Origin of the sequence: Acinetobacter sp. Ac_5812 (genome assembly GCF_013072695.1) — a bacterium.
Taxonomy (GTDB): Bacteria; Pseudomonadota; Gammaproteobacteria; order Pseudomonadales; family Moraxellaceae; genus Acinetobacter.
Genome location: NZ_LXUK01000025.1, coordinates 133,262 through 146,168 on the forward strand (window position 1 = coordinate 133,262; position 12,907 = coordinate 146,168).

Sequence of the window (12,907 nt, forward strand, 5' to 3'; positions counted from 1 at the left end):
AGCAGACGGAATTTGTAGAAACAAAACCTCATCAAAGCCCGCTGTCATTCATCGGGCTTTGATTCTAAAATGTGGTCAATTTATCAAGATTAAATCTTCCATATTGAATGGAATATCATAAAGGACAAAGCATGCATTTAGCTCAACGTTTAGCTACTATCGTTTTAACTTTAGGTCTAAGTGCAGGCTTGGTCGGCTGTGGCTTTCATCTAAAGGGAAGTAACCCGACAGCGGCACCTTTGGTCTACAACAAGCTGACTTTAGTCCTACCTGACAATACGGATCAGTTTGAAAACCAGCTCAGCATTTATCTTGGTGCAACGGGCGTACAACTCAGTAATGCCAATGATGCCTATGTGCTTCGTGTGCTGGATTACACTCCACGCCGTCAACTGTTGAATGGTAAATTGACTGAGGCCTTATTGCGTTTAACCGTGACTTTCCAGATTGAAGACCGCCAAGGTAAGCAAATTACTGAACCGCGTACCTTAACTGCTTCTCGTACCTATCAATACGACGTGGCAACGGTGAATACCGATAATCAACAAGAAGCATATTTGAATCGCATTCTTATTGATGATATGGCACAGCAAATCACGCGTCAGATTGCAGCCAATCGTTTGCCGAAAGCACAACCTTAATTCATCATTATGAAACTGGATTATGTGCAAGCCTTAAAACGGGTTGATGAGGCTCGCGGTGCATGGATCATGCATGGACAAGAGCCTTTGCTTGAACAAAATCTGCTCGACACTTTCCGTAAAAGCTGGCAAGAACAAGAAGTTGAACGGCAACGTTATGACATTAGTAGTGTCAATGACTGGAAAAATGTCTTTAATGCGCTCAACAGTTTATCGCTATTTTCACAACAACTTGCAATTGAAGTGCATGGCAATATCAAGCCCGATGCTAACGGCTTAAAACTGCTTAAGAGCTATATTCAACATAATGAGCATAACCTCTTACTGATTGTTTTACCAAAGCAAGACAGCAGCAGTTTAAAATCGGCTTTTTTTCAAGTGGTCGAAGCCAATGGTGTTGTGGTTGCGCTGACGGCGACCTACCCACAAGACCGACAACGCATCTTAAGCATCGAAGCCGAAAAACTGGGGATTCAACTGAATCATGATGCTTGGCAATGGTTGATGCAGCATCATGAACATAACTTGTTGGCTGCTAAAAACAGTTTAATGCGTGTTGCGGATACGTTCCCCGATATCCAACAGATCCAGATTGAACAATTGTATTCCTGCTTACAGGACCAATCGCGTTATACGACTTATGATTTAAGTGATGCCTTGCTTGCCGGAAACTTGGCGCAATCCGTCAAGATTTACCAATATCTGATCGCTGCGGGTGAGCCTGATAGTTTGATTTTATGGACCCTAAGCAAAGAAATGCGCTTATTGATGCAATTGTTTGAACAGCCACATAATGCGATTCAACTCGGAATCTGGAAAACCAAAGTATCACAATATCAACAAGCTCTACGTCGTTTAAATCCGAGACAATTCCTAACTTGGTCTGATTTATTGTTGCGTATTGATGCCGCGATCAAAGGTATGTCCAAAGAAAATCCAGAACATCTAATGCTACAAGCCTTAGCTGAACTGTGTGGTACGACACTGTTTGCTCAACCTGCTTAAAGCATTCATCTCCATCAGATAATAAGAATAATGGATCAACGCATGTCATTCCATTTAAACCCCAACCAAATCAAGCAGATCAAAAGTCTATTCCAACATGCTGACAGCCTGATCATCAGTGCGGGTGCAGGTATGGGCGTCGATTCAGGTCTACCTGACTTTCGCGGTAATCAGGGCATGTGGCAAGCCTACCCTGAACTTGGCAAACAGCACATCGATTTTACCGAAATTGCCAATCCAGCTGCGTTTAAACGACATCCACGTTTGGCTTGGGGATTTTATGGGCATCGATTGGCACTCTATCGTCAGACCACGCCACATTCAGGCTTTCAACAACTGAAGCAACTGGCTGAAATATTAGAACTGCCCACTTTTGTATTTACCTCGAATGTCGATGGCCAATTTCAAAAAGCAGGCTTTGCTTCTGATCTGATCTATGAATGTCATGGTTCAATTCACCATCTGCAATGTCTGGACGCGTGTACACCGATCATTTGGCCAGCAGATGAATTAAGGCCAGAAATCGATCATCAAGACTGTCAATGGCGAGGACAGTTACCACAATGTCCACACTGTGGCGGTCTGGCACGACCGAATATCTTAATGTTCAATGATATGAATTGGTTAAGCCATCAACATGATCAGCAGGCAAAACGCTTAAAAGCTTTTCTAAAAGATCATCAGCGTCCGGTTGTGATCGAAATGGGCGCTGGTACAGCCATTCCAACCGTGCGTTATTTTAGTGAGCAATTTGCGCCAGGTCTGATTCGAATTAATCTACGTGAATATACTCTCCCTGCACAAGGGGGTATCGTCCTTGCAACAACTGCCGAACAAGGAGTGCGCAGTATTTATCAGATTTTTATAGAATAACTTATCGGCAAAAAAGCAAATAATTCTCATTCTAGATTAAAAATATTCACGCTTTATCCTTATTTCACTTTTATACTAAGTCCAGTTTTTCACTTTTGACCTGCTGCCATGCCAAAAACAAACGCAAAAAAAATCCAACCTCGTAAAATCATTATGATCGCTATCGGGGTGCTGATCATTGCAGCGCTCGGATGGATGTTCTTCAAACCTAAAGCCCAAGCACCACAGTATATTAGCGCTGAAGTCTCTCGCGGCGATATCGAAGATTCGGTATTGGCAACTGGGGTACTGGAAGCCACCAAAATGGTCAGTGTTGGTGCGCAGGTATCGGGTCAGGTGAAAAAAATGTATGTGCAATTGGGTGACCAAGTCAAACAAGGTCAGTTAATCGCACAAATTGATTCAATTCGCCAAGAAAACGAACTCAAAACAGCCGATGCCAGTATTAAAAATCAACAAGCGCAGCTGGCAGTACAACAGGCCAATCTTGCTAAGGTCGAAGCTGAATACAAACGCCAGCAAGCCATGTTTAGCCAAGATGCAACTTCACGTGCTGAACTTGAAACAGCATTGGCTAACTTTAAAACAGCACAAGCTCAGATCACCTCGATCAATGCACAAATTGAACAATCTCGCTTAACACTTGCAACTGCCAAAGAAGATTTGGGTTATACCCGTATCGTTGCACCGATGGATGGCACCATTGTGGCGATTGTGACGGAAGAAGGTCAAACCGTAAACGCCAATCAAACTGCGCCAACGATTGTAAAATTGGCTAAACTCGACACCATGACCATTAAAGCGCAGATTTCTGAAGCCGATGTCATGAAAGTTGAACAAGGTCAAACCGTGTATTTCACTACTTTAGGCAATAGCGATAAAAAACATTACGCTAAATTGCGCCAAGTGGAACCTGCACCAAACTCCATTAATACCGAAACCAGCAGTAGCAGCAGTTCATCAACATCGAATGCTGCGGTGTACTACAACGCTTTATTTGATGTACCGAATGAAGACGGCAAACTTCGTATTGATATGACCGCACAGGTTTATATTGTATTGGCAGAAGCAAAGAATGCACTAACGGTTCCAGCGGCAGCCATCCAGACTCAACGTGGTAACCGTGCTAAGGGTAGCCAAGCCAATGGTGCGTCATCAGCTGAACAAGCGAAAAAACCGGATGCTGACAAGACACAACGTCCAAAACACCTAGAGCTAAGTGAAGAAGAAAAGGCACTGGTTGCACAAGGTAAAGCTTCAACAGGTATGGTGCGTGTGCTACAAGCGGATGGTACGGCTCAACCGCAACCTGTGTTGATTGGTCTGAATAACCGTGTCACCGCACAAGTGCTGAAAGGCTTAAAACAAGGCGATCAAGTGGTGATTGCAGATGCCTCTGACAGCTCAAATGAAGCAGCCAAACGTAGCAATCAACGTGCAATGAGAATGTAATATGACTCAAAATCAAACACATTCATCTCAACCACTACTTGAGGTCAGTCAGCTCACCCGTGAATTTCCTGCGGGTGAAGCAACCGTACAGATTCTCAAAGGCATTGATTTAAAAATTTATGCAGGTGAGTTGGTTGCGATTGTCGGGCAATCAGGTTCGGGTAAATCCACCTTGATGAACATCTTGGGTTGTCTTGATAAGCCCAGCGCAGGGAGTTACAAGGTCAATGGTCGAGAAACACGCCAACTAGAACCAGATGAACTGGCACAATTACGCCGTGAATATTTTGGTTTTATTTTCCAGCGTTATCACTTACTCGGCGATTTGAGTGCTTCTGGTAACGTTGAAGTTCCTGCCATTTATGCAGGCGTCGACAGCCATCTTCGTCAAGAACGCTCTGCCGAATTGTTATCCGAACTAGGGCTAGAAGAACGTTTGCATCATCGACCAAGCCAACTCTCTGGTGGTCAGCAACAACGTGTATCGATTGCACGTGCGCTGATGAATGGTGGCGATGTGATTCTTGCCGATGAACCCACAGGTGCATTGGATAAGAATAGCGGTATCGAAGTAATGCGCATTTTGCGTGAGCTGAATGCCAAGGGCCATACCATTATTCTGGTCACCCATGACCTGAATGTTGCTAAAAATGCGACTCGTATTATCGAGATCAGTGACGGAAATATTATTTCAGACCGTGCCAATGAGCCTGAACATGGTGATCCAGAACTTGAGCATCAAACCCTTGAACGTAACCCGCAGAAGAAAACCTCTGCTTGGCGTTCGTTCTTTGACCGTCTTGGTGAAGCATTCCGCATGGCATTACTCGCCATGAACGCGCACCGCATGCGGACCTTTTTGACCATGCTCGGGATTATTATCGGGATCGCATCCGTGGTTTCGGTAGTGGCGCTGGGGAATGGTTCACAGAAGCAAATTTTGGAAAATATTAGTAGTCTGGGCACCAATACCATTACCGTCTATCAAGGTCGTGGCTTTGGTGATAACTCACGGACCTCACAAGTCAAAACACTAGTACCTGCCGATGCCGAAGCACTGGCCGAACAGCCCTATGTGGATGGAGTGAGTCCTTCTGCCAATACCAGTTTAACCCTACGTTATAAAGATACCGAAGCCGCAGCAACTGTCAATGGTGTCAGTGCTGATTTCTTCTATGTTCGTGGTATGACCTTTAAATCAGGGCAACCTTTTGATAAGGCAAGTGTGACTGAACGTGCCCAAGATGTGGTGATTGATACCAATACTGAAAAGACCTTCTTTGCAGATGGTACCAATCCTGTGGGTCAAGTGCTGCTATTAGGTAGTGTTCCAAGTCGAATTATTGGCGTGATTGATGCCCAGCAAGGCTTTATGGGAAATTCAGACAGCCTCAACGTCTATCTGCCCTACTCGACTGTCATGAGCCGTATGTTAGGTCAATCCAATGTACGTAGCATCATCGTGCGTATCAAAGATGAATACCCAAGCAGCGCGGCTGAAAATGCGATTCTGACCTTACTGGAACAGCGTCACGGCGCACAAGATGTATTTACCCAAAACTCTGACAGTATTCGTGAAACCATCCAGCAAACCACTGCAACCATGACCTTGCTGATTTCAGCGATTGCGGTCATTTCCTTGGTGGTGGGTGGTATTGGCGTGATGAATATTATGCTGGTTTCTGTGACCGAACGGACGCAAGAAATCGGGGTACGTATGGCGGTCGGTGCACGTCAAAGTGATATTTTGCAGCAATTCCTGATTGAGGCGATTCTGGTCTGTTTATTGGGCGGTATCTTGGGTGTACTGCTATCTTTAGGGATTGGACAAATTATTGGACACTTTGCCAAAGGCATCATTGAAATGAGTTATTCGACCACTTCGATTGTTGCAGCCTTTGTCTGCTCAAGCATGATTGGTATTGTATTTGGCTTCTTGCCAGCACGAAATGCAGCACAACTCGATCCAGTTGCTGCTTTAGCGAGAGAATAACCATCAAAAATTGATCTCAGAAATAAGATACTCGGGAATGTCATCCGCAACCTGCGTGGTATCAACAAGATATTGTTTCTGTGAAAAGTTAGATAAATGAAAAAATAGAACAGGTTTTGCGGATGACGATGGTTTTGCCTACTTTTCCCGAAAGAAAAGTAGGTCGAGCCGAAGGCTTAAACTGAAAATGGATGAGAACTCGATAAGACACTGTCTCGATAATCATGCTCTTTCAAATTATTAAGGGAATGACGATCAATGTTATTCAAACAACATAAAATCGCACTTGCACTTTGTCTCAGCACATCATTAGCTGGCTGTTCTGCTGTCGTCAAAACACCCTATAACGCACCAACTGTCCAAGTGCCACAACAGTTCCAATACGATGCACAAAAAAGTAAAAGCATCAATTTAACTGATCAGTGGTGGAGATTATTTAATGATGCCCAATTAAATCAATTGGTCGATCAAGTGTTGGCTAAAAATAGTGATTTAACTGTTGCAGGCATCACCCTGCAACAAGCTCGACTACAAGCAGGTCTCGCTGAAAATAAACAAGGGATTCGAACCAGTTCTAGTGTTTCCGCAGGCCATAATATTGATCTGCGTTCTGGCGATGGCTCTGATCGTGGTTTATCGACTAGCGTTGGCGTTAGCTATGAACTCGATTTATTTGGCAAGCTCGCCAATCAAACGGAAGCAAGCCGATGGGAAGCCTTAGCCACTGAACAAGATTTACAAGCGACTGCACAAAGTTTGGTTGGCACGACAGCAAAGCTGTATTGGCAGTTGGGCTATCTGAATGAACGCTATCAAACCATTCAGCAAAACTTGGCTTCGACCCAAAAAACCTACTCTTTGGTGCAATCACAATACAAAGCAGGTGCGGTATCTGGTTTGGATTTAACCCAAGCGGAACAATCCGTGCAAAGCCAAAAAGCCAGCCTTAGCCAGATCGAACAGCAACGCGTCGAAACACGTACCGCGATTGCCGTTTTGCTACATGAACCCGTACAACAACTGAACATTCAAGAGCCTGCGCAGTTACCTCGCAATGCCCTGCCGAATATCGCTACTGGACTTCCTGCTGATATTCTATCGCGTCGCCCAGACCTACAAGCGTCTGAATTACGTTTGCGTAAGACCTTAGCCAATAAAGATGCGACCAAAGCCAGCTATTACCCTTCAATTAATTTGACCGGGAATGTTGGTTCTTCAAGCACCTCTTTAACTCAACTGATAAAGAATCCGGCTTTAACTTTGGGTGCGAGCTTGAGCCTGCCCTTCCTTCAATATAATGATATGAAGAAAGACATTGCGATCAGTGATCTTGAATATGAAAAAGCCATTACCCAATACCGTCAGACGCTGTATCAAGCTTTTGCTGATGTTGAAAATGCGCTATCAAATCGCACTCAGCTAAATCAGCAAGTGCAGTTACAGCAACGTAATGTTGAGCTGGCAGATAAAACTGAACGTTTAACCGAAGTGCGTTATCGCAATGGTGCAATTGCATTAAAGAACTTATTGGATGCGCAGGAAACCACACGTAATGCACGACTCAGTTTGGTTGAAACCAAGCAGAATCAATACAATGCCTATGTGACATTAATGCAAGCTATGGGTGGAAGTCCTGTAAAAGAACTACCAAAACAATAGCCCTAGCGCTATTGTTTTGCGCTGTTATTCTTTCACCAGATCAGGATTATTCTGGATCTGGTGAATACGTTTGATAAATGTGTTTCCCTTGATTCATTAGAATTAGCCGAAGATTTTGCTATCTACTTACATGAGCTCTTTAAAAAAAGAAAATATAATTCAGATTACAGAATTGAATTAATCGTTGAGACTACCTCTAGCCGTAGGCCCGTATCTCGCTGGAAAGAAATTGACTCTAAAAAGGTAAGAGAAGTACTTTCGTCATAAATACATACCAAGATAAAATATTTAACTAAAATTTGACACGCATAGCATTCGCTCAAAAATGAGATAGGAGAAAATCCTATGGCAGCCTGGCAATTTAAAGCCTGCTTAATACCCAAAAGCTGGTTCGATACCAATGGGAAAGAAGTGTCGAGCTTTTATAATTCAGAAGGTCATTATGATGTCTCTTTTACTTGGAAAAATTCAACAACAAATGGAGTAAAAGAAGAAATTATAAAATATTACCCATTATCTGAATCATGGCATGAAGACTTATTAAGTTTTGGTTGTGAAAAAGGAACTGATATTCAAGTATGGAATAAAGAAGGAAAGTTAGAAGATATTCAGTTCCGAATAGATATGCAGGGACATTTTGTTTTAGATATTGAACAAATCGTTGCTATTGCACAAAAGCTTTCTTGTGTATTTTTTATACCTGAACAAAAGTGCATAGTTGAACCAAATGTATTCGAAGTAATCAGTCATCTAAAGAAATCAAATGCGTATTTATTCGCTAAAGATCCTGAACAATGGTTTAACGGTATAGAAAAACATAATAAGTGAGTCCAAAAGATAGGTTATATTTCTTTAAAATTTTACCTTGTTAAAAAACAAAGCCGCTCTAAAAGCGGCTTTATCAAATAATTTAGATCAATCTAATTATTCATCATCCATCATCGACTGACTCATACCTACGGTATTAAATCCACCATCGACATACATGATTTCACCAGTAATACCCGAAGCCCACGGCGAGCAAAGGAATAATGCAGCATTGCCCACTTCTTCAATCGTTACATTACGTTTAAGTGGAGAGATTTTTTCATTGGCATCTAACATTTTACGGAAAGACTTGATGCCTGAAGCTGCTAAAGTACGGATTGGGCCCGCAGAAATTGCATTGACACGGATACCATCTGTACCCAAGCTTGACGCCAAATAACGTACTCCTGCTTCTAATGATGCTTTCGCCATTCCCATCACGTTATAGTTCGGCATCACACGCTCAGAACCTTGGTAAGTCAAAGTCAATAAACAACCTTGGCGCGCTTGCAATAATGGTTTAGCCGCACGTGCCATCGCGATAAAGCTATAGGCACTAATATCATGCGCAATTTTAAAACCATCACGATCAGTCACGTCAGTAAAATCACCATCTAAGGTATGCGCAGGTGCAAAACCAATTGAATGCACCACACCGTCTAAACCATCCCAGTGTTTTGCCAATTCAACAAAAGCATTGTCAATTTCTGCGTCAACAGCAACATCACAAGGAAAAACCAGTGTTGAACCAAACTGTGCTGCAAAATCATCGACACGTTTTTTCAGCTTTTCATTTGGATAAGTAAACGCAAGCTCAGCACCTTCACGGTGTAAGGCAGAAGCAATACCGAAAGCAATCGACAATTTACTTGCAATACCGGCAATTAAAAAACGTTTACCAGCTAAAAGTCCTTGTGACATCTTATTCTCACTCGAAAAATTTTCACCACATCATGCCAATATTCCGCCGCTTGCGGAATTGCATAATCCACCTTTTTTACAATCTTGCATAAAAAAATCGCCTTCAAGAGAAGACGATTGGTATTTTATCTTGCTTTGGGCTTAGTCATCGCCACGAAGCAAACTGAGTAAACGCAAGAATGAATAATACATCCACACCAAAGTTGCCAATAAGGCAATGGCACAGATCCATTCAAATGCTTTTGGTGCGCGTTGTGCAGCCGCATTTTCAATCAAGTCAAAATCTAAGATCAGGTTTAATGATGCGATGACCGCAACAAAGGCAGCAAAGCCAATACCCAACCAATTGCTTTCAAAGATATAAGGAATGCTTGAACCAAATGCTAAACGTAAAATGATCTGTACGACAAACACCAAGGCAATCGCAATCGAAGCTGAAATCACAACTGCTTTAAACTTTTCAGTGGCACGAATGATCTGAAATTTATATAAGGCAAATAACACCAATGTGGTCACGAAAGTCGCAAGCAATGCTTGTAAAGGAACACCTGGATACTTCAACTGGAAAATAAACGATACGCCACCTAAAAATGCTCCTTCAAATAAAGCATAAGGAATGGCTAAAGCTGGTGCAGTATTGGATTTAAATGTGGTAATCAAGGCAAGGATTAATCCACCCACTGCACCAATAATCGTTGCAGCATAGGCAATCGACAGATTGGCTGTCATCGCACAGTAGAAAAATAAGGCCATACCTAGAACGGCAGCAATCACGGTTAGAAGTACAGATTTTTGGATCGCACCCTGAATGGTCATGGGCTCAGCCAAATCCTGATAAGTTTCTACCCGCGTTAAAATGGGGTTAGTACTTTGCATGTACGCTCTCTTTTTATAGTTTGCAATTAAAAGCCGAGTTTAAGCGATTTTTTGAGCAAGCCCAAATTTTTTCACATATTAAAAAAGGAGCATACGCTCCTTTTTATACATTGTTCATAAACTGATTACTTATCGTTATTCATGATAAAAAAGTATTCGCGGTAGTATTTCAATTCTGCAATCGAATCACGGATATCATCCATCGCCAAGTGGGATGCATTTTTCTTTAAACCACTCATAATTTCAGGTCTCCAGCGTTTCGCTAACTCTTTCACCGAAGACACATCTAAATTACGATAATGGAAGAATTGTTCTAACTCAGGCATTAAACGATGCAAGAAACGGCGATCTTGGCAAATCGAGTTACCACACATTGGTGATGATTTTGGACTCACCCATTTCTTTAAGAACTCAAGGGTTTGCTGTTCTGCATCTTGAGCCTTTAACTTACTGCGGCGTACTCGCTCAATCAGACCCGACTGGCCATGTTGCTTAGTATTCCACTCATCCATCGCATTTAGAATCAAATCAGATTGATGTACCGCTAAAACAGGTCCTTCAGCCAAGATATTCAAATGGTCATCTGTAATAATTGTTGCAATTTCAATAATCTTATCATTATCGGTATCAAGACCTGTCATTTCCAGATCGATCCAAATTAATCGTGTATCAGGGGTGCTACTCATGGATGGCGATTCTAAAGTGCTTAAAAACATCAATAGTAGCAAATTAATTACATCTTGGCTGTAATTCTATAGTGGCTTCGTGCTATTTTTGCGGTCTTCAAAGTGTGGATTTTTTGGGATATGAATGGCTTTAATTCGTAAGCGTCGTTTAACCGAACAACAGCAACGTCGTATTGAGAAACAGCATAAATCACGTCAAGACGACATTGATACATCGCAAGATCTGGATGGACTGGTTGTTCAGCATTATGGTCGTCAACTCGAAGTACAAGCTTTATCTGTGCCTGAACAGCACCCTGAAAAACCACACGTGGCTGAAGGCGAACCAGAACCGTTCTGGAAACCAATTGAACTCGACAGCGTTTGGCGTTGTCATACCCGTACCAACCTAGAACTTTTGGTCACAGGCGATCGGGTTAAATGGCAGGCTGATCCAATTACGGGCTTGGGCATTATCACCGCGATTTATCCAAGACAATCTTTACTGACTCGCCCCGACCGTTACCATAAGGTCAAACCTGTCGCAGCCAATATCAGTTTAATTGTGATTGTATTTGCCCCGCTGCCAGAACCAGCACCGACATTGATTGACCGTTATCTGGTCGCGTGTGCCGATGCCAATATTCCCGCGTTATTGGTGTTGAATAAATCCGACTTGCTCACTGAAAATGACCCGATTCTGACCTTGCTCAGCGAATATGAATCTTTAGGCTATGAAACCTTGATTTGTCATTCACAAGGTGACTTATCTGTGCTTTCAAACCGCATTGATAATGAAACCGTGGCTTTCGTGGGACAATCAGGTGTCGGAAAAAGCTCACTGATTAATACCATCGTTCCTGATGCAGCACAGAAAACCAATATCATTTCTGAGAACTCGGCACTGGGTCAGCACACGACAACCTCAACACGTTTGATTAAATTTGGAACAAACGGTGCGTTGATTGACTCCCCAGGGATTCGTGAATTTGGGCTGTGGCATCTCAGTTTAGAAAAGGTTCGTACCGGTTTTCCAGAGATTGAAGCGCATTTAGGGCTGTGCCAGTTCCGTAACTGCACCCATACGCATGAGAAAAATTGTGCGCTGAAACAAGCGGTTGATGATGGCGAAATTTTGCCGCGCCGTTTAGACAGCTATTTACGTTTACTGGATGAAATTCAGGAAGCACAGCAAAAAAGTTAATTTTCTTCGCTGCTTGCCCTTGAACTAAAGATTTTGATCACCATTGAGATAAGTTATACTCAGGGTCAATTTTGATTTTAACTTTAGGTGACTTGTGGAACGCTGGTTAGAGTTTATGGGGAATCACCCCTTCTTATTTGGTGCGCTCGGCGTGTTAATCGTGTTGTTCTTTATTTTAGAAGGGCAACGCAATGGTCGTAAAATTTCACCACAATCTCTAGGTATTTTGGTCAAGGCAAAAAATGCCATCTTGATCGACTTACGTGATGGAAAAGATTTCCGTGATGGACACATCAGTGGTAGTCGTAACATTCCATACAGCCAGATTACAAGTCATATCGATGAATTAAAAGCAAGTGATCGTCCACTGGTCTTCATTTGTAACTTAGGTCAGGTTGCAGGCTCAGCATTGCAGAAAGTTGGTCATACCGACAGCTACCGCTTAGACGGCGGTATTAGCAACTGGAAAGCTCAAGGCTTACCTTTAGTGAAAAGCAAAACCAAAGCTTAAGGAGAGATAAAATGACTACTCAAAACGTCACCATTTATTCAACGCTTTCTTGCCCATATTGCGTACGCGCAAAACAATTACTTGAGCGTAAAGGCGTTGCTTATAAAGAAATTAATCTTTCTAATGAAGCACCAGAAGTTCGTCTTGAGTTAATGCAACGTACCAATCACCGTACGGTGCCGCAAATTTTTATCAAAGACCAATTTATTGGCGGTTTTGATCAACTTTATGCTTTAGAGCGTGAAGGCAAACTCGACCAATTATTAGCTTAACAACATCTAAATCCAAGATTTAAGGAAA

General features: G+C 42.5%; 13 protein-coding genes. 10 read left to right on the forward strand and 3 right to left on the reverse strand.

Annotated elements, in window-relative coordinates; genetic code table 11:
- Positions 1-131: 131 nt before the first annotated feature.
- The 7 genes from lptE (at position 132) to A7P55_RS19525 (ending at position 8,451) form a co-directional block, all read left to right on the forward strand.
- Positions 132-641, forward strand: a complete 510-nt coding sequence (lptE, locus tag A7P55_RS19495) for an LPS assembly lipoprotein LptE (RefSeq protein WP_016543094.1) — start codon at positions 132-134, stop codon at positions 639-641.
- 9 nt (positions 642-650) lie between these two features.
- A complete protein-coding gene (holA, locus tag A7P55_RS19500; RefSeq protein ID WP_171553450.1) occupies positions 651-1,646 on the forward strand; it encodes a DNA polymerase III subunit delta in 996 nt (331 codons plus the stop codon).
- A gap of 42 nt (positions 1,647-1,688) precedes the next feature.
- On the forward strand, positions 1,689-2,519 hold the full coding sequence (locus A7P55_RS19505; RefSeq protein WP_171553451.1) for a Sir2 family NAD-dependent protein deacetylase: 831 nt from the start codon (positions 1,689-1,691) through the stop codon (positions 2,517-2,519).
- A 108-nt stretch (positions 2,520-2,627) separates the two neighbouring features.
- Positions 2,628-3,971, forward strand: a complete 1,344-nt coding sequence (locus A7P55_RS19510) for a MacA family efflux pump subunit (protein WP_171553452.1) — start codon at positions 2,628-2,630, stop codon at positions 3,969-3,971.
- Between the two features lies 1 nt (position 3,972).
- Positions 3,973-5,964 carry a MacB family efflux pump subunit gene (locus tag A7P55_RS19515; RefSeq protein WP_171553453.1) on the forward strand — a complete coding sequence of 664 codons (1,992 nt, stop codon included), beginning with the start codon at positions 3,973-3,975 and terminating at the stop codon, positions 5,962-5,964.
- 258 nt (positions 5,965-6,222) lie between these two features.
- A complete protein-coding gene (locus tag A7P55_RS19520; RefSeq protein WP_171553454.1) occupies positions 6,223-7,623 on the forward strand; it encodes an efflux transporter outer membrane subunit in 1,401 nt (466 codons plus the stop codon).
- A gap of 345 nt (positions 7,624-7,968) precedes the next feature.
- The gene (locus tag A7P55_RS19525) at positions 7,969-8,451 is read left to right on the forward strand and encodes a hypothetical protein (protein ID WP_171553455.1); all 483 of its coding nucleotides are present in this window, start codon (positions 7,969-7,971) and stop codon (positions 8,449-8,451) included.
- Between the two features lie 96 nt (positions 8,452-8,547).
- Here the strand turns inward: A7P55_RS19525 and A7P55_RS19530 are convergent, their stop codons facing one another.
- From A7P55_RS19530 to orn, 3 genes are all read right to left on the reverse strand, one after another.
- Complete coding sequence (locus A7P55_RS19530; RefSeq protein WP_171553456.1) at positions 8,548-9,351, reverse strand: enoyl-ACP reductase; 804 nt, start codon at positions 9,349-9,351, stop codon at positions 8,548-8,550.
- A gap of 141 nt (positions 9,352-9,492) precedes the next feature.
- The gene (locus A7P55_RS19535; RefSeq protein ID WP_005146880.1) at positions 9,493-10,227 is read right to left on the reverse strand and encodes a Bax inhibitor-1/YccA family protein; all 735 of its coding nucleotides are present in this window, start codon (positions 10,225-10,227) and stop codon (positions 9,493-9,495) included.
- Positions 10,228-10,352: 125 nt separating this feature from the next.
- Entirely contained in the window at positions 10,353-10,913 is a 561-nt protein-coding gene (gene orn / locus A7P55_RS19540) for an oligoribonuclease (protein ID WP_005184949.1), read from the reverse strand.
- Between the two features lie 124 nt (positions 10,914-11,037).
- On the opposite strand from orn, the gene rsgA reads away from it, so the two are divergent.
- The 3 genes from rsgA (at position 11,038) to grxC (ending at position 12,879) form a co-directional block, all read left to right on the forward strand.
- On the forward strand, positions 11,038-12,096 hold the full coding sequence (gene rsgA / locus A7P55_RS19545; RefSeq protein WP_171553457.1) for a ribosome small subunit-dependent GTPase A: 1,059 nt from the start codon (positions 11,038-11,040) through the stop codon (positions 12,094-12,096).
- Between the two features lie 94 nt (positions 12,097-12,190).
- Entirely contained in the window at positions 12,191-12,607 is a 417-nt protein-coding gene (locus A7P55_RS19550; RefSeq protein WP_005319236.1) for a rhodanese-like domain-containing protein, read from the forward strand.
- A gap of 11 nt (positions 12,608-12,618) precedes the next feature.
- Positions 12,619-12,879: a glutaredoxin 3 gene (gene grxC, locus A7P55_RS19555; RefSeq protein ID WP_004804307.1), complete on the forward strand. Its 261-nt coding sequence runs from the start codon at positions 12,619-12,621 to the stop codon at positions 12,877-12,879.
- Positions 12,880-12,907 lie beyond the last annotated feature (28 nt).